Source organism: Rhizobium sp. CRRU65 (genome assembly GCF_048551595.1).
GTDB classification, from domain to species: Bacteria; Pseudomonadota; Alphaproteobacteria; order Rhizobiales; family Rhizobiaceae; genus Rhizobium; species Rhizobium leguminosarum_J.
This window is the reverse complement of the sequence record NZ_JBLYZH010000011.1, coordinates 223785-241651: the sequence shown is the minus strand read 5'-3', so window position 1 is coordinate 241651 and position 17867 is coordinate 223785. Positions and strand designations below refer to the sequence as shown.

The 17867-nt window shown below is 58.7% G+C and carries 14 protein-coding genes and 1 pseudogene; 5 read left to right on the top strand and 10 right to left on the bottom strand.

Features of this window, described 5'->3' with window-relative positions; genetic code table 11:
• From ACM5SV_RS22620 to ACM5SV_RS22610, 3 genes are all read right to left on the bottom strand, one after another.
• A complete protein-coding gene (locus ACM5SV_RS22620) occupies positions 1-2988 on the bottom strand; it encodes an ATP-binding protein (protein WP_419425418.1) in 2988 nt (995 codons plus the stop codon).
• Positions 2981-4024 carry a DNA cytosine methyltransferase gene (locus ACM5SV_RS22615; RefSeq protein WP_206640757.1) on the bottom strand — a complete coding sequence of 348 codons (1044 nt, stop codon included), beginning with the start codon at positions 4022-4024 and terminating at the stop codon, positions 2981-2983. Before ACM5SV_RS22615 ends, ACM5SV_RS22620 begins: the two co-directional genes overlap by 8 nt.
• Before the next feature lie 258 nt (positions 4025-4282).
• The gene (locus ACM5SV_RS22610) at positions 4283-6040 is read right to left on the bottom strand and encodes a hypothetical protein (RefSeq protein WP_419425417.1); all 1758 of its coding nucleotides are present in this window, start codon (positions 6038-6040) and stop codon (positions 4283-4285) included.
• Positions 6041-6417: 377 nt separating this feature from the next.
• Here ACM5SV_RS22610 and ACM5SV_RS22605 point away from each other — a divergent pair, with 377 nt between their 5' ends.
• A complete protein-coding gene (locus ACM5SV_RS22605) occupies positions 6418-7500 on the top strand; it encodes a hypothetical protein (RefSeq protein ID WP_128408686.1) in 1083 nt (360 codons plus the stop codon).
• A gap of 161 nt (positions 7501-7661) precedes the next feature.
• Here ACM5SV_RS22605 and ACM5SV_RS22600 read toward each other — a convergent pair.
• From ACM5SV_RS22600 to ACM5SV_RS22590, 3 genes and pseudogenes are all read right to left on the bottom strand, one after another.
• A pseudogene (locus tag ACM5SV_RS22600) lies at positions 7662-7829 on the bottom strand (IS66 family transposase); the annotation flags it as partial.
• A 95-nt stretch (positions 7830-7924) separates the two neighbouring features.
• Positions 7925-8161, bottom strand: a complete 237-nt coding sequence (locus ACM5SV_RS22595) for a hypothetical protein (protein ID WP_419425416.1) — start codon at positions 8159-8161, stop codon at positions 7925-7927.
• 151 nt (positions 8162-8312) lie between these two features.
• Positions 8313-8495, bottom strand: coding sequence for a DUF3606 domain-containing protein (locus ACM5SV_RS22590; protein ID WP_012763478.1), 183 nt, complete (start codon positions 8493-8495; stop codon positions 8313-8315).
• A gap of 334 nt (positions 8496-8829) precedes the next feature.
• On the opposite strand from ACM5SV_RS22590, the gene ACM5SV_RS22585 reads away from it, so the two are divergent.
• The 3 genes from ACM5SV_RS22585 to ACM5SV_RS22575 are packed head-to-tail and all read left to right on the top strand — an operon-like array spanning position 8830 to position 10830.
• Complete coding sequence (locus ACM5SV_RS22585; protein ID WP_128408687.1) at positions 8830-9738, top strand: Ku protein; 909 nt, start codon at positions 8830-8832, stop codon at positions 9736-9738.
• An 11-nt stretch (positions 9739-9749) separates the two neighbouring features.
• Positions 9750-10562 (top strand): Ku protein, encoded by an 813-nt coding sequence (locus tag ACM5SV_RS22580; protein ID WP_128408688.1) that lies wholly within the window; start codon positions 9750-9752, stop codon positions 10560-10562.
• 4 nt (positions 10563-10566) lie between these two features.
• A complete protein-coding gene (locus tag ACM5SV_RS22575) occupies positions 10567-10830 on the top strand; it encodes a hypothetical protein (protein WP_094088423.1) in 264 nt (87 codons plus the stop codon).
• A 257-nt stretch (positions 10831-11087) separates the two neighbouring features.
• On the opposite strand, the gene ACM5SV_RS22570 is transcribed toward ACM5SV_RS22575, so the two are convergent.
• Entirely contained in the window at positions 11088-11306 is a 219-nt protein-coding gene (locus ACM5SV_RS22570; RefSeq protein WP_128408689.1) for a hypothetical protein, read from the bottom strand.
• Positions 11307-11601: 295 nt separating this feature from the next.
• On the opposite strand from ACM5SV_RS22570, the gene ACM5SV_RS22565 reads away from it, so the two are divergent.
• A complete protein-coding gene (locus tag ACM5SV_RS22565) occupies positions 11602-12240 on the top strand; it encodes a hypothetical protein (RefSeq protein ID WP_128408701.1) in 639 nt (212 codons plus the stop codon).
• An 8-nt stretch (positions 12241-12248) separates the two neighbouring features.
• Here ACM5SV_RS22565 and ACM5SV_RS22560 read toward each other — a convergent pair whose 3' ends face one another.
• Genes ACM5SV_RS22560 through ACM5SV_RS22550 form a run of 3 tightly spaced genes read right to left on the bottom strand, consistent with a single transcriptional unit; the run spans position 12249 to position 17699 of the window.
• Positions 12249-15512 carry an error-prone DNA polymerase gene (locus ACM5SV_RS22560; protein WP_128408691.1) on the bottom strand — a complete coding sequence of 1088 codons (3264 nt, stop codon included), beginning with the start codon at positions 15510-15512 and terminating at the stop codon, positions 12249-12251.
• The gene (locus ACM5SV_RS22555) at positions 15509-17020 is read right to left on the bottom strand and encodes a Y-family DNA polymerase (RefSeq protein ID WP_128408692.1); all 1512 of its coding nucleotides are present in this window, start codon (positions 17018-17020) and stop codon (positions 15509-15511) included. Before ACM5SV_RS22555 ends, ACM5SV_RS22560 begins: the two co-directional genes overlap by 4 nt.
• On the bottom strand, positions 16941-17699 hold the full coding sequence (locus tag ACM5SV_RS22550; protein ID WP_128408693.1) for an ImuA family protein: 759 nt from the start codon (positions 17697-17699) through the stop codon (positions 16941-16943). Before ACM5SV_RS22550 ends, ACM5SV_RS22555 begins: the two co-directional genes overlap by 80 nt.
• Positions 17700-17867 lie beyond the last annotated feature (168 nt).

The following is a 17867-nucleotide window of genomic DNA, read 5'->3' as shown; positions in this document are numbered from 1 at the left end:
TCACCTTCCTCCGATGTCTCTGATGATCGCAAATGTTACGGTGTAGCCTGGTCGAGGATCGACGACGCGCAGCGCCATCCGCTCCGCCTCGAGTGCTCTAGCCGAGATAAACAGCCCTAGCCCCCTTCCTCCGACTTTCCGGCTGAAGCCACGTTCGAAGATTCGCCCATGGTCGAATCCTTCGATTGGCGGTCCGTTGTTGGAAATGTAGATCGCTTCCCTGTCTGCGTGGAACTCGATCCGCCTTCCGGCAGGAATCGAGTTCAACCAGTGGAGAGCGTTGTCGACCACATTGATGACTGCCGGATAGAGGGTCGACGGATAGCATTCGATAGCGGAGTCAAGGAATTGGTCCGTGACTTCCATCTCAACCTTGTGCCGCTCCAAACGGTTGGAGAACAGCTCGTTGCAATAGTTTCGAATATCACGGCCGTCGATCCTTATCGCCGCCCGCTGCAGTCGACGCTGCAACGGCGTGAAGAGGTTCAGGTGCCCATCGAGGTGTTCAAAATTAGAACGAATGGATTCGTAGAGCGGCCGGAGGCCATCACTCCGACGCGAAATCTGGCCTAGTTCCTGGATGCTGCCACGGACACGTTTGATCGACGCACTGAATTCATGGTTGATGATGGCTACCGCCAGACCAAGCTGCACCATTTCGAAGTCTTCGTCGGCCTGCTCCTCGAGAGCGAGCATACGTTCTTCCATCGCTTCGACGATCTGTGCCGGAGCTTCGCCGTCGGAGGCGCGTAGGTTCTCCGCAAGGGAGGCCAGCATGTCGCGAGCGGCCATCAGGGCGTCACGATGACGACCCTCGATTTCGGTTAGTTGTTCCTCCCACCTGCGCCGCATCTCGTCGATACGCTCGGGGGCCATGCCCGACAGGTCTGTCCGATTGAGATCGGCCTGGATCGATCGGACGGTCTCGTCCAGTGCGAGCCGGGCTCGCTCAGTGATAGTGAATACCGTCTGTCGCGTGTCGGACGCGGTTGCATTGGCCTGCTGCACAGCTTCAGCCAAGTCTTTTTTCCGTTCGTTCGCAAGTGACCTGATCCGCTCCTCCAGGCGCTTACGCTGGTCGACGTAGACCCGCGCCTGCTCAGCGACTGCACCGAGGGTTCTCGCAACCTGCTCCTCGAAGGGCGAAAAGACCTCAGTCTCAAGCCTTAGTCGCTCGATGACGTATGCGTCCCAATCCCGTTGGAGGTCTTTACCCAATGCCACGCCCGACGGGCGTTTCTTCGAGTACTTCTTCCTCAGTTCGGCAAGCGAGCCGATCGCATCCTGTTCAGCCCGGATCAATGCGGTCGCGGCCTTGTCCTGGTCGACAATCTTCGCCGCCGCGTCCATTCTCGATTGAGTCACTCTCATCAAGTTAGCGACTTCCGTTGTTGGAAGCCCCGAGCGGACGTCCTCACCGAAGGAATCGAGAGCGGCCACGAACTTGCGCTTCTTCGTGGTTTGCTGCTTCTGTTGTCGCTCTAGCGCCGCGGAACGACGCTTGATCTCCGACTGGCGGGCCTCGAATGCCTCGGTATTGGCACCGGTCTTCCGGAAGAATTCCGCGGCCAGATATAATAGGAGATTGATGAGGATATCGCGGATTTGCCGATAGGCTTCGTTCTGCTGGTAACCCTCGCGCCCGGCTTTCTCCTGCAGTTCGCTATTTCGCTCCCTTGTCAGGAGAACAGCACCAAACATCCTTCGGAAGGAAAAGAAATAATACCCTGCGCCTTTGTTGCGACGCTTTTCGATATCGAGCCAATCGAACGAGTAGTCGCCGTAGGGCAGGATCCGGACACCGTCACGATAAATGTAGATGCCACCCAGATGATTCAACTTGTCATTCAGAGGCCAGAAGACATCTGGCGGCATCAGAGTTTCGGTCGGACGTCCCATCACGTAGCCGAAATTCACCGTGAACGGGCCACACTTGGTCTGACGTCCGTTTGCACCGCCCCAGGGTATGACAATCTCGTACTCCTTGTCATAGACCCTCAGGCTGCCACGGAACTGGCCGAATTCATCGACGCTGCCATTAAGGAAGTGATCGGACTGGTTTAGAAGTTCGTCGCGGGTGAAGAATGTAGAAGGATCGAGAAGCTCCTCTCCTTGTGCGTCGCCGAGTTTCCAGCGACGAAAAGAGGTCTTGATCCTCGGCGCGGACTCCTTCCCGAAGACCGCCTCCGAAAAACCTAGAAGGTGTTTTCGAAAGCCGTAGTCGTCTTCTCGCTCCTCGTGCTCGAGTTCGAGTTTGATGACGGGGTTACTTGGAGCGATCAGGAAGTGAGTTCCTGTGTTGTCACCCAACAGGTTAAGATGTTCCTCTTCGGTTGTCGCCAAGTAGCCAAACACACTGGAAAGGTCGGGCTGGAAGGATTCGATCTGTTCGATTATCAACTGCGCGCCGGACTGAGGATAACGGTCGCGAATCGATATTGCGCAGTCCCTCAGTTTCGTACGCATGCTGGACAAGGTCTGCTCGTCAGGCAGCTCGCCACCTGTGACGACCTCGACAGGAATTTCAATGTCCTCAAGATTCAGACCGGGAATCTCGAACAAGCCCCAGTGCACGAGTCCGACGACGAGATCATGAATGCCGTCGCTACGTTTCGCCCGGGTAAGGATCAAAGTCTGGTCGCCCAGAAGCGCTATCGCCAGTCGGCCGATTCCCTTCTCTCCCGTGATCGGCCGTGACTCTTCACCCTCGGGTCGAAATGGCGGGACGCTGGCAATGGCCTTGCTTTCAGTACCGAGAACGAGCCATTTGTCGATGAAATCGGCATGTGTCATCCCGAATCCGTCGTCACGGATTATCAGGAAGCCCTCTCCCTCGCCTCCGAAATCCTCAAAGTGATCGACTGCAATTCGATTGGCGTACGCGTCGTGTGCGTTCTTGAACAACTCTACGAGCGCGTTTTGGACGCCTGCGATCTGCTGCCGACCGAGCATGTCAACGGCGCGCGCACGCGTTTGAATTTTAGCCATATCGCAAGCCCATCAGGTGCTCGCCGATACGCTTGGCGAGCGCAGGCGGCACTGCATTACCAATCTGCCGTCCAAGTGCCTCAAGATTATTCCCCCGGAAAACGAATTCCCTGGGAAAGGTCTGCAGGGTCGCGCCCTCTCTCACCGAAAGGGCTCGGTTCTCTTCGGGATGCCCGAAGCGACCGTTGGATAAGCTTAGAAACTTGGTGGTAATGGTCGGCGCGGGTTTATCCCAAGACATTCTGCCGTAAACGTCACGGAAGATCTGATCGCTGTCTCGGTAAGCATCGATCTGAAGGTCTTGCCTTCCAGCCCACGCTGTACGCGTCCCGCCTGAAGCGGGGGTCATAGCGATGCGCTCGAGGTTTTTCCCAGAGAGCGATCTCGCCGTATGATTGAACTCGCTTGTATCCCGGGTGCCCGCTTCAATAGGAGGGAAACCGTTCTTAGGACCGATGAAGTCGGCAACCGCAAGGTTTTCGCCCGTATCAGCCTTCGGCAACGGCCTGACGTCACCTACCCTAGAAGCAATCAGCAGGTACCGTATCCGGTTCTGTGGAACTCCAAAATGCGCCGCATTGATGATGCCGTCACTGCAACGGTAGCCAAGCTCGCTGAGAAATTCGATGAACTCAGCAAGAATCGTGTGATCCTTCGTCCTGGCGAGACCGGGCACGTTCTCGACCACAACGAATCCTGGCCGGAAGTGCCGGATAAACCGCTGAAATTGCTTCAGCAAGAAAGCTGTCTTTTCAGACTTGCTCTTGTCGGTCCGAATCTTGCTCCAGAACTGGCAAGGACTGCAGCCGCAGAAGATAAGATCTGGATCGTTCCGCTTGATCCCAAGACGCCGTATGAGCTCGGCAGCGGAAAGCTCGACGATATCGTGACGAATGTAACGGGCACCGGGAATATTGTGTTCGTAGGTATCCTGGCAATCGTTGGAATTGTCGATCCCAGCAAGCACCTCGATCCCGGCCTGGCTCAGTCCGTAGCTCATCCCGCCCGCGCCACAGAAGAAATCGACCGCTTTCATGGCCGTTGCTGGTCGGGCTATCGCAGAATTTGATCTCTTCATTGCAATCTGTTGTCGAATTCTATTCAGAGAGTTGTACAAGGATTCGCCGCGTCAGCAAGAAGCAATACTTGCCCTGCGAGATTCGCCGTAGGATATGCAGCAAGGTTGTTGCATTGCTGTTAATTTTGGGGCGATCAGGACAACTAATGGTCGATTTTCCCGCACCCTGGCGCGAAAAACTGGAAAAAGATCGAATCCTGAACGACGCGATTCCTCTCATCGGGCCAGTAGCCCTTCCAGCTCGCTATTGATGTGACTGAACGCTCCAATGACCTTGTCGAAAACCTGATCCAAGGCCCGACCGTATCCTCCGTTCAAATCAACGACATCAACCCCTATCGCCGTGAGCGCTTTCGAGACGCCGCTCGCGCCATGAGCATCAACATTCCTGAGTTCGGCATTGACGAACAACGGAGCGATGCTGGTATTTCGCGTGGTCAAATCAGCCGGGCTTGGATCAGTGCCGAACGCGTCCACCTTTTCTCGATCCGCATTCAAACGCTCGAGAATATTTGTGAGGGCCTGAAGCAGCTTCATGCTTTTGATGGCCCCGATCTTCTCCCGTGTATGTCCTGCCTTCTGGACCAGCATACGAAGGGTACCGTCCGGGATGCGTTGATAGAGCTCGTGAATCCCTTTGCACCTCGCCAGGAAATCCTGCTCGCTCATGTCAAGCGGCGCAACCTGTGCAAGCTGCAGCAGCTTCGGAAAGTTCGTCCAGCCGTTTGCGATGAGGTCTTCGCGGGAGAAATTCACGATATCGGCGGCGTCTAATGGCGCCCCAACGGCTGTCCCAAGTGCCGACAGCTTATCTCCAAGCAAAAGAATCTGGTTCACCAGCCGATCGACCTTCGCCGCTATGTGCTCCTCGGTCAGGTCGAAATTTGACAACTGTTCGGGTGGGACCGCATACCGGAACGCGTGGACGATCTCTCGGTCTGGTTTCGGCTTGTACAGTTCTCTAATCGACGTCTGGATGAGATTTCGGCCTATTCGAACGCAATTGGAAAAGGCCCACTGGCCCTTGTAGGACGGGCTGCATAGCCACCTTGCGCCGTCCTTGATCGGCACGGTGTCATAGAAAACGTTCTGCTCATATTTCTCGAGGAATTTGTCGTCCATGTAGACCGTGTGATGCATGGCGATGCTGTTTGCCCGCGTGCTTGTCATCGGATCCTTGATGCCGGGCCAGGTCAAGCCATCAGCTCTCGTTGTCTCGCAGCGCTGCGGCGACACCGCGGATACCTTTGCCCAAACCTGCATCAACAGGCCGCCATCGTGTTCGCGAATGTCGAGTAAGTACCAGGAGTTCGGGCCGCCAAGCTCGACGTGCTTCTCGCCGCTCATTATGGCGCGGACCTCTGGCGTGTCTGCTATGAGCTTCTGGTAGTAAAATAGCCGGACACCGTGCAAACCGCGCATCCATAAGTACTGCCGGAGGTAGTCGTTGGACATCCTCCAATGTACGTTGCCCGAAGAAACGTAATGGAAGCGCGAAGATACCTCCCCCTCCGCTACGTCGTATTCCGGCCGACTAAGATCGTCGAACACTGCGCGCTGGGCATCCTGACCGAGCAACCGCATCGAGAGGCCCAATGACATCCAGACTTTCTCGGCGAGCATGTAAGTATAGAAGTATCCCGATCCCCATGAGGCTACGATGTAATCGCTCCCGTCGACTGACGGCGCATAATCGCTCTCGCTGCCCTTGCCCGACTTGCCAGGCGTACCATAGGCAACAACACCCTCTCCAGATACGCGAGACTGGCCTGGTTTCAGTGCCTCTTCTTCGGACATGCACGCCATCACCATGAACACATGTTCCCGGTCAGGGCCGTGAGGATCGTTCTCAAACCGCGTGCTCACCTGCACGCGTGCTTCGGGATCAAGACCTACCGGCTCTAACAACGTCCGCAGTTTCGGAGGCAATTGCGTTTCGGGGATCGGAAAGTCGGCGATGTAATGAATCTTCAAGCTGCGGTTCCTATCGGCAGGGCTGTCTTTTTCCTCAACCTAGGCGGGCTCCTCGTTTGCCGCAAGGCCGACTATCGGAATGCTTGCGGTGCCCTGCTTCCCGTTGTCGAAGGGCAAAGCGGGTCGTAACACGCGTGCAGCAAAATGTAGGATTGCCGCCCGGCAGCGCAAAGTAGGCCCAAACGCGCGTGTCCCAGGCTTCGGCTGCGTCGTAGGTCGGCACTGAAGGGCACAAGAAACCGATTGTAGTTTATGCAGCCGTGGCCAGAATGTTTTCTATTGATTTCCGATTCGTGGAGTACGAAGGCTCCTTCGGGCTGACCGCCGCTGTTCTCAGCTCGCAAGTGTGGGCTCGCGTCAGACGATTTGGAGAAGTCATGTCGATAACGACAACGCATCAATTGTTTATGGCACTCAGTGCCCTCTCTCCCACGATCGGCGCAATGAACCTTATCAGCGCCGTTCCAGACGCCGACCTCGAGCCGAGTGTCCGCAACTTCGCGAACTCTGCCGACATCCAGAAGGTCGCCGGAGCGATCGAGGCGCTGACCGCAAAAGCTGGACTGAGCATGCCGGACGCCACGGATCAGGTCAAAAACGTTGTGCAGGAGCGCCATTTCTACGGCACATTCTGCGAATTAGCGGCCTATGACTGGTTCGCGCGGAATGGCGTCGAGTTCAATGCCCAAGTCAATCTGGGAAGGGCCGATGTCCTGAACCCGAGAGGGTGTGCGATCGACGGCGAGTTCACCGCAGTGAACGCATACTTCGACATCAAAGGCTTCGGGATGCAAGCGTATCTCATGAAGCTTTTTCGCGAGGCGCTGAGGGCGAGCGTCCCCGACCTTTTCGTGACAATTGATGGCCCAATGGACGTTGGCATTAAAGACATTGAGACCTATGCCTTTGGACAACTATCTCGGACTATACCGAGCCTAAAGCAGGGAGCGATAGTCAAGATCGCGCAACTGGGTTGGACGATCCGGGTTCAGGCGCCAACCAAGAGGATAATCATGTCGGAGCACACTGACGACCCTTATGTGTTCGCGGAGAACAACCGATATTACACGCTTAAGACCTCACGTCAGTTTACGAGGAATGCGCCGTTTGTGATGGTTTTTCCATACGCCGCGAGGTTCAACAATATGCTGTCGCTAAACCCTTTCGAGGGCACAGACATCGCTCTTCGTGCGTTAGCGAGACGTACATTTCTGCAACTCCACTCCGACACTAGCTCGCTATCCGCCTACGATAAGCAGACGGCACCCGGGTTAACCGTAGCTGACGCGTCAAAGCTGCTTTCCGCGATGCTTTTCGTAAACGTCGACAAAGACGACGGCTGGTTATTCCTCAACCCCAGAGCCACCCATAAGTTTACGAAAAACCACGTCGAGCATATCTTCGATTTCACCATCCCTGTCGGCCTGGGGATCGATGACTTCCGTAATGACGATTACTGAACTCGAGGAAGTGGGGAACGCCCCTTAATCCTCGCTTCGGTCTAGGCGGCAGTTTTGGGGGTCGTGTTGTACTTGGCCGAGAACGCTCGGTTGAAGTTCGATAGGTCGTTGGAACCCAGGTTAGTGCGATTTCGGCAATCGTCTGATTCACGCGTGTCCGGCATGCCACGGTAGTCACCAAGGAAGGTCTGCGGGTGGATCTGACCGCGGCCGGGCTGGTAGTCGAGAAGCACGATCGGCTCGTCACTATCCTCACTGCTGCGATATGCCCACATGTACGACGTGCTGGTGGCTTCCTTGTCCTTTTCCTTCAGCACCCGAACCGTCGTTCGACCAAGGGGAATATGTCTACGACTGGAAGAAGACGCGGTCGGATCACATGCAGTGCGAATTCATCGAGTTCAGCCCGATCTGATTTGGCCTGTCAATGCACTGAGCTCGAAGATGGCGAGTTTACGCGCGTGGCAATCAGCCCGACGTAAGTGCCGATCAGAACGGTCGCCATCTCCTCTACCGAGCGACAGCCCTCGTTGTAGAGTTCGATGGCGGCATCACACAAAAACGAGGACGCTTGATCGTCCCACTCCACCTCGTAGTACCGATACCATTCACGGACCGCGTTCGACATCAGCAGGTGGTCTTCCTGTATGCACTTGGACATGCGTTACCCCAGACATGGAGGCGGCAGGTCGGCGTGGCTATGACTGCTTCTCGTTACGAGACACCGGCGTCGCCATTATCCCGGATTAGGAAAGCCAGGAACACCCACGGGACCTGCCTCGTCCGTGGACGGAGCAACTTCGTTCGGCCGCCTAACGGCGGTCAATCTCGGCCTCGACCTTCCTCCTTGAGTTTCCAGCGCTCTTCACGGCCTTCTTGACGGCATCTTTCGAGACGCCCTCCTTCTTTGCTTCGTACTTGACCTCGTGATCCTGGCCGCCGGCCACGCGGGCTCGATCCTGTGCGCGGCCGCGGGATGTCGGTGTCTGTGCCATCGGGCTTCTCCTTCGAATGAACGTCCGTAGTAGAAACTCATAACGATTCCGGTGGTTCCTGGGAGATAGTGGATGGTGATGATGCGCTTGAAGCGGCTGCGGAATTCCTAAGCGGCGCCCGACATTGCGCTCGAGGAAGGTCGTTGCTGTGGCTCTCGAACTAAACAATCTCCACCGCTTTCCACCACTGTCGGGCGCAATTCGACCAGCGAAGACGGCGGAATCAATTTGCGAGAGAAATTCCGTAAAGTATTGAAAAATGATTCGTTTTGAGTCGGAACGAATCACCCTGACACGTCTTTGAGTCGCGGATTAATGATTCGGAGTATTTGTCATGCCGTCAGGACAGCGTGCGCAGTGGAAAGGCTTTCTGAAGTTCGGCGAGGTAAGCTGCGGCGTCGCTCTCTATACGGCAGCCTCGACTAGCGAGCGCATCACCTTCAACACCATCAACAAGGCCACGGGCAACCGCGTCAACCGCATCTTCGTAGACAGCGAGACCGAAGATCCGGTGCCGAAGGAAGCCCAGACCAAGGGCTTCGAGATCGAGAACGGCCAGTACATCATCATCGATCCTGAGGAAGTTTCCGCCGCGATCCCTGAGAGCAACAAGACGCTCGAGATTGAGGCGTTCATCCCCTGCTCCGACGTCGACGACGTCTATTTCGACAAGCCGTACTACCTCACGCCCGATAAGATGGGCGGAGACGCGTTCGCGGCTCTGCGCGATGCGATGAAGAAGTCGATGGTCGCGGCCATCGCCCGCACCGTCCTATTCCGTCGAATGCGTACGGTGCTGATACGGCCGCACGGCAAGGGCCTGATCGCCAGCACGCTCAACTACGACTACGAGGTTCGTTCCTCCGAGAAGGCTTTCGAGGAGATGCCCAAGCTCAAGATCCAGGGCGAGATGCTCGATCTCGCCAAGCACATCATCAGCACCAAGAAGGGCGAGTTCGATCCGGCGACCTTCGACGACCGCTACGAAGCCGCCCTCGCGGATCTGGTGAAGGCGAAGCTGGAAGGCAAGTCACTTCCGAAGCCGAAGAAGGTGCAGGTCTCGAAGCCCAACGATCTGCTGGCCGCGCTCCGCGAGAGCGCAGGCATGATGAAGGCCGCTGCGGACCAACCGAAACGCACTGCCGCCAACGCCAACACTGGCACCGGGAGGCAGCGCGCCGCGCGCGGGGCGGCTACGAAGTCCGCCGCTTCAAAGGCTGCCCCGCAGCGCAAAGCCAGCTAGGGAGATAGGTCATGGCTCCGAAATATTACTGGAAAGGCTATCTCAAACTCTCCCTGGTCACCTGCCCCGTGGCTATGACCCCGGCCACGAGCGAAAGCGAAAAGGTTCGATTCCATACACTCAACAAGGAGACGGGCAACCGCGTCGTCTCCCGGTACATCGATTCCGTCACGGGCAAGCCCGTCAAGGACGAGAACGAAGCCAAGGGCTACGCTCGCGGGGAGAATGACTACGTTATCCTCACCGAGGACGATCTGGATGCCGTTGCGCTCGACACGGTGAAGACGATCGACATCGACAAGTTCGTCCCGGCCGACAGCATCGAATGGATCTACCTTGAGAAGCCGCATTACCTGATGCCGGACGATGCCGTCGGCAACGAGGCATTTGCGGTGATCAGGGATGCCATGAAGGCCGACAAGGTTTTCGGCGTGTCGAAGCTCGTGATGGGCCGTCGAGAGCGGGCGGTCGTCCTGGAACCGCGCGGCGAAGGCATCGTGCTCTGGACTTTGCGTTTCGGCGACGAGGTTCGACCGGAGGAGAATTACTTCGAAGACATCGACGAGCAGGCCGATCCAGATCTCATTCCCCTTGTGCAGCAGCTCATCAAGCAGAAGACCGCGCGTTGGTCTCCGGACATGGTGAGTGATCCAATCCAGGAGAGCCTGCTCAAGATCATCGCTGAGAAGAAGAATGCGCTGAAGCCGAAAAAGGCGGCGAAGGGGAAGGCGGCCGAAGTCGCTCCGAAGTCCAATGTGGTCAGCATCATGGATGCGCTCCGGAAGAGCGTCGAGGCCGATCTCAAAGGCAGGAAGGCCGGGTAGTCACATGCACTTGCTGGAAACCAAAGTTGCACACGAGACAACGGGCTGGCGGATAGATTTCGTTGGCGACGACGGGGAAGCGGTGTCGATCAAGGTCGCGGACGGTCACGCTGCAAGTGAAGACGAGGCCATTGAGCGTGCGAAAGAGGTCATGGTTCAGTTGACGGCATATGGCACGCGTGGCGGCGGCCGGAGCATCAACCCGTACGATGCCGCCAGCAATGGAAACTTTGACGACGACGAGCCGTTGCTGGATACGCGGCACTGACCGCCCTGAGGAAACCCCAGCCTCTCAGGCAACAAAAAAGGCCGGGGCGAAACCGCACCGACCTTCCTCATCATCGCCTTCCTACCAGGTCCAGTACATCCGTGGTCAAAAGCATTTCAGCGATGCGGCGTTGCGAGCAGCGAAATCAGCGCTCATCAGCAATGCCTATGAGAGAGTTCTACCTTTGAAGTGTGACCGAACAAGTCTCAACTAGAAAATTCCCCGAAGGATGTGCCGGCCGGCTTCCCGGGCGTGGGTCAGGCCAGGGAAGCCGGCCAGTCCTTTGACGGTTCCTCGACAACGTCGTCCGATTGGTCGTCTGCGGGATCCGGGTCGCGGTCGTACGCGACCCTCAGGCGGTCGAGTTCATTCTGGATGGCATCGTAGACGTCCGTCGCCTTTGCGCCTTTAACCACGAACGTGTCGACGAAATCTTCGAGCTTCAAGCTCAGGTCGTCGCGCCAGTCCTTGGTCATTGCCTGTTCTCCGGCTGAAGACGAATGCCTCTGCAAAGAAGGTTCCACGTCGGGCAATGTACGAAAGCGCTTATCCTTTGAGAAGCGCCCTCGTCGGGTTCGGGATTGGGAAGCGGTTCTTCGCCGGGTACCCGGTCGGGATCGCGCGGTGGCGTGTCGACGGGCGGCGGCGATGGCGGCGGCACAATGGGTTCGTTTGGCACAGACATTTGGGGGTTTCTCCTCGGTCCGAGAACGTGGGAATTGATCCCAAGTTCCGTTGACGCGCCGCCCCTTCGACACCATCTGCTGCGACATGCCCAAGACGAAGACGAAAAGCAAGGAAGGCGACGATCCCGAGCTGATCAGGGAGTGGCCCCTTCCCGTGGTGGCGACCCTCGGATCTGGTGTCAGGGTGAAGGGAATTCTGCAGGAAATCCGCTCGCGACTACCATCCCCGGTGCGGAAGTCGCTGGATATGCAGGCAGGCGGGCTCATCCTCGTCATGCCAGAGACTGCGAAGACAGCATTCAGGGCGACGGCATCGGCCGTTTCCAGCGCACTGGACGGCATCGCAGACCTTCCGATCATCCCCCGTGAGATCGAGGATATCCTGACTATCACGGCATCAGAGCGGAAGCGCTGGCTCGAAGACGGTCGCCTGCCCAGCGCCGGAACGCGAACGGTGAGGCTGCAAGGGCGCGCAAGGAAGATCACCTTTCACGTATTCGACCCCCGAGTCGTCGAAGATCTGCTCGACCGTGGCGCTGTGGATGAATGGCGAGAGGACGACGCAGCGGCGAAAGCGGAAAATCGCAGGCGGGCCGCGTATCAGGCGAAGCTGACGCGTTCGCTGAAGAAAAAGGAAAAAGCCAAACAGACCGAACGAGCCGATGAAGCCGCAACCGGCTTGAGCGGATGGGACGAATTCGGGAGCGACGGTCTCCTTCGGTAGGATTGCCGTCAGTGGAAGTTTCGTGCCTTCACTTTCAGCGTATCGATGTGCAGATCTCTGACGAAGATATCCCTCGGCTCGGGCAGAGGCTTCGGTCGATCCCGCGAATCCGAACTTCCGGGAGAGCCATGCGCGAACTCGTCGCCCCTGCCTGTCGGTAGCCTGAAATCAATGTCGCGATCCGCCAGACCGGATAGATCGCCGGACAGGTCGAAGAGCTGCTGTGCGACAAGATGGACGACATCGCCCTCCCTCTGGATCTTCCCATTGATCGCCATCATCGATGATCCGAGCACCACGCGACGGCGCTTTTCGAACAAGGATGGCCAGACCACCAGGTTGGCAGCACCCGTCTCGTCCTCGATGGTGATGAACATCACGCCTTTTGCCGATCCGGGCTTCTGCCTGACCAGAACAAGGCCCGCGGTCATCAGCCAGCGGCCGTCGCGAGCGTTCATCGCTTCCGAGCACGTGACGATGTTCTTCTTCTGCAGATCCTTCCGCAGGAAGGCGAGCGGATGCTCGCGTAGCGTCAGCCCCGTGTGGCTGTAGTCGGCGATGACATTGTGCCCGTCGGTCATCTGCCGGAGTGCGACTTCCGGTTCCTGCTGCTCCGCGATCGTTTTCATCTCGCGTTCGGCAGCGGCAGCGAACAGTGGTAGCGGCTCGTCGCGTAACGCCTTGATTGCCCAAATGGCATCACGTCTTTCGAGCTTCAGAGACGGCAGGTAGGCATCGGCATCGGCGAGCTGCTTCAGAGCCTCGGACGGGACGCCGGAACGCCGCCACATGTCATCGATACTCTCGAATTCCATGTTCATCCGGGCGGCGACAATGCGGGCGGCGTCGGCGACCGCCAGTCCCTTGACCATCCGCATTCCGAGACGGACGGCATGGTGGTCGCCGTTGCCGACGCGTTCGAGCGTGCAATCCCAGCGAGATCGGTTCACGCACAGTGGGAGAACTTGCACGCCGTGGTTCTTGGCACATCCGACGATCTGCGCCGGAGCGTAGAAGCCCATGGGCTGGGAATTCAGGAGCGCCGCGCAGAATGCATCCGGATAATGGCACTTCACGAAGCTGGAGGCGTAGGCGATGAGAGCGAACGAGGCCGCATGGCTTTCGGGGAAGCCATAGGATCCGAATCCCTCGAGCTGTGAGAAGGTCTTCTCTGCGAACTCTGCGGTGTAGCCATTCTTGACCATCCCGGATACCAGCTTGTCCTTGAACCTCGATACGCCGCCCGTGAACTTGAATGTTGCCATGCTCTTCCGGAGCTGGTCGGCCTCCCCGCCCGTGAACCCGGCGCAGACCATGGCGACGCGCATCGCGCTCTCCTGGAAGAGTGGCACTCCGAGCGTCTTCCCGAGAACGGCCTCCAGTTCCGGTGTCGGGTATTCGATCTTTTCCTTGCCTTCACGGCGGCGGAGATAGGGATGCACCATGTCGCCTTGGATTGGCCCCGGCCGCACGATAGCGACCTGGACAACGAGATCGTAGAACGTCTGCGGCCGGAGCCTCGGCAGCATCGACATCTGCGCCCGGGATTCGATCTGGAACGTGCCCAAGGTGTCGGCCTTCCGTATCATCGCGTACGTCGCCGCATCCTCCTGCTCGATCTTCGCGAGATCGAGATCTTCGTGCTTGTGCTCGCGGATGAGGTTGAATGCCTTCGACATGCAGGTGAGCATGCCCAAGGCCAATACATCGACCTTCATGAACTTCAGCGCCTCGACGTCGTCCTTATCCCATTCGATGATCTGCCGATCTTTCATGCTGGCAGGTTCGATCGGCACGAGATCGTCCAATCTGTCGTGGGTAAGGACGAAGCCGCCAGGATGCTGGCCGAGATGTCTCGGCGCACCCATGAGCTGCTGAGCCAGCTTCAGCGTGAGTACGAGACGGCGGTCTTCAGGGTTGAGGTTCAGCTCGCGGACGTTCCGATCCGAAACCTCCTCCGACCATGACCACATTCCCGACGACAGGGCCTTGATCACGTCCTCGGGCAGTCCGAGCGCCTTGCCGACATCCCGGATCGCACCCTTCGCCCGATACCGGGTGACCGTCGCACAGAGAGCGGCCTTCTCGCGCGTGTAGGTCTTGTAGATCCATTGGATGACCTCCTCGCGCCGCTCGTGCTCGAAATCGACGTCGATATCCGGCGGCTCGTCTCGTTCCTGCGAAACGAAGCGCTCGAACAGGAGATCGTTCGTGCTCGGGTCGATGCTGGTGATGCCGAGAATGTAGCAGACGGCCGAATTCGCCGCAGATCCGCGGCCTTGGCAAAGGATGCCGTGGCTCCGGGCATACTTGACGATGCTGAAGACCGTGAGGAAATACGGCGCGTACTTCATCTTCTGGATGAGATCGAGCTCGTGACGGACGGTTTTCAGCACATCTGGTGGCAGGCCTTCCGGATACCGGTTCGGGATGCATTCCCACAGATAGTGCTCCAAGGACTCCTGCGCCGACTTGCCCGGGACGATAGCCTCCTCCGGATACTGATAAGTCAGCTCCTCCAAGGAGAACTTGCAGCGGTTCACGATCTCCATCGTCCGCGACAGCGCCTCCGGGTATCGCGGAAACAGACGCTCCATTTCCTCGGGAGGCTTGAGAAACCGATCTGCGTGTCGCTCGCGCTCGAAACCGACCGTGTCGATCGTCGTATTGTGCCGGATGCAGGTCACGACGTCCTGAAGCTGCCGCCTGCCTGGCTCGTGGAATAACACGTCGTTCGTGACGACCGTCTTCACCCTGAATTTCGTCGCCATATTCGACAGGTCATGTAGCCGCAACTGATCGTTCGGGCGCCGTCGGAGACAGAGCGAGAGATATGCCCGGTCGCCGAATATCGCCGCCATCTTCCTGAGCTGGACCGCACATCTCTCGTCGGGCAGATCCGGTGCAAGGATGCCAATCATGCCGTCGGAATACGCAACGACATCATTCAGGTGAAGGATGCAGTTGTTCTTGCCGCCTCGGGACTTACCCAGCGTGATGAGGCGTGTCAGCCGGGAGTAAGCCGCGCGGTCGGTGGGGTAGACGAGGATCGACATCCCGTCCTGCAAATCGAGGCGACAGCCGACGACAAGCCGGATCCCGGTCGACCGCGAGGCTTCCAGCGCCCGAACAATCCCTGCGAGCGAATTTCTGTCGACGACGCCGATGGCTTCGATCCCCAGCATCTTGGCGGTCTCGAACAGTTCCTGCGCCGAACTCGCACCCCGCAGGAACGAAAAATGTGTCGTGACCTGCAGCTCCGCGTATCTCATGCGAAGACCCCGTGCACGAACCATTTATGGCTGCCTGTTTCCGTATCCACGCCGTCGCCGGACCGGAAGATCCAGAGCCGCTCACCGCCCTCGTCCTCGATCACGAAATAGTCGCGGACCGCCGCCATCTCGGAGTTGCGTTCCCACCATTCGCCGAAAATCCGCTCTGGCCCATCGGCGTTCTTCACCTTCCGGCGCTTGCCCCGCCACATGATCCAGACGGGCGGATGGTCTGGCAGCAGCGCCATCACTTCGACCTGCTCTGGCCGCGCAAGCAGGCGGACGGGCCGACGCCAGTGATTGACCCAGGCAGCCTCTATCGGATCAGATGCGGCACCGATCCTCTGGACCGAACGCTCGGGAACGTCGGAAGCAACGGGCGCGACGCGATAGACGCGTTGGCCACGGTTGCCGTAGATGTCGATTAGCGGCGTGAGGTCCACGACCTCGTCTTCGACCAGCGACGACGACTTCTGGGCTTCCTCCAGCGGCTCCGCCATGACCGCCACTAACGTCATCTTCTCGATACCGAAGCCGTGTTCGATCTTCTCGGTTCTGTCTTTGAATAGCTTCGTCAGCCAGGCGACATCGCGCGCGGGTTTGGCGGTCCCGGCGCGGATCGCTTGCCGGGTGCCGTCGACCGTCTCGACAATAAGGTCGGCGCGACGGACGCCGAGACCCCTTCTCTGCAGCTCATCGACAAGCTGGACGACCAGTCGGGCGACATACTTGTTGATGGTCTCCGCGGCGCCGATGGGCTCGGCGAACGCCCTGCTGACTTCGACAAGCTCGGCTGTGCGGATGGGATCGATAGGCTCCGGTGTGCGGCCGAACATCTGGTCGAGGCGGCGGCCGACTTCCGGCCCGAAGCGGAGCGTCAGCGGGGCGCGTGGCGTTTTGGCGAGTTCGCCGATGGTCTTGAAGCCGAGCGTCCGCAGATCGCCGACGATCTTCTCTGGAAGGCGCAGAAGGGAGAGCGGCAGCTTCTCGACCGCCCGAACGGTCTCGCCTCTCGGAACAATGACGGTCTCGCGGTTGATTGCTCTGGCGCACGCGTTGGCGGCGCCCCATGTCTCGGCGATCGCAACCCGCGCCGTCAGGCCCTTGGCGCGGAAGCGGTTGGCGATGCTCGTCAACATCCGCTCCTCGCCGCCCTGCAGATGGTCCGCACCCTCCGTGTCCATGACGATGCCGTCCGGCGGGTCGACAGCGACGATCGGCGAATACTGGCTCAGCGCCCACATGGTGATGCGATCGAGCGCCGCTTCATCAGCGGCGGCATCGGCGTCGATCATCCGGAGACCCTGGAAGAGCGCCTGCGCCTTGGCGGCCGGCATGCCCACATGAACGCCAGCCTTTCTGGCCGCGGGATCGACGGCCGACACCCAGCGTTTGGAACCGCTCTTCGAAATGACGGCGATCGCCTCCTCAACAGGAATGGCGGGATCGGCCCGCCTGATCCTGTCCGTCGGCAGATCGGGAAAATATATCGATACGACCCTCGGCATCGCAGGCTCCTACTTCGAACTCGGCGCACTCACCCGCTTTCACCCTCATCAGTTCAAGAAACCACCTCGCCCGCCCGACGCCTGGAACGGGCAGTTCCTCGCTTGGAATGACGCTCACTCTCCATCGCGTGGTCGCGGCAGTCGGCTGGCCAAAGTCGCTGGCCTCGGTCTGCCGTCGCCACCGCCGTACTACGAGCGCCATCGTGCCGGTCTTCTCGGCAGCAAGCTGCAGTCGCCGGGAGGCCGCCATCGGCAGGCGGACGATCTCGCCAATCACCGCGCCGAGACCGCCGTATGAGAGGCCCTCCTCCATGTTCGCAAGGACGTCCTCCTCCTTGTCGGACTCGACGAAGACGACCCGGTTCGGATGCAGACCCGCCTGCGCCAGGGCGGGGAAGAACAGGTCGGGACGTGTCAGGCACCACACGACCTTGCCTTGAGTGCGAGCGGCTATCCCGGCCACGAACAGGGCGGCCGCCGCCCCATCCACGGTACCCGCCCCGCCGCCAGCGCACTCGTGCAGCGCCCCATAGGCCAACCCGCCGCCCGGAAGCCGCTCGTCGATCTGCGCCACGCCGAAAGGCAAAACGCCTCGCTTGCGCTGACTGGCGCTTTCGAGGTGCGCGATCTGCTCGCGCAGGCCGTCGAGGACGGCGTTTGGGGCAACGGCTGGGTTCATGATCTCCTTCGACGGCAACCCGTTTTCAGCTTGAGTAACAGCAATATGTTCTGTATTTGTTCTTAAGGCGTAAATGAGTCAATGCGCACATGACCCGCTGAAGTTGAGCACGAGTGCAACGCAGAAAAATCGGCAGCGGATTCAATCGGATGGCGAGGAAGGAATATT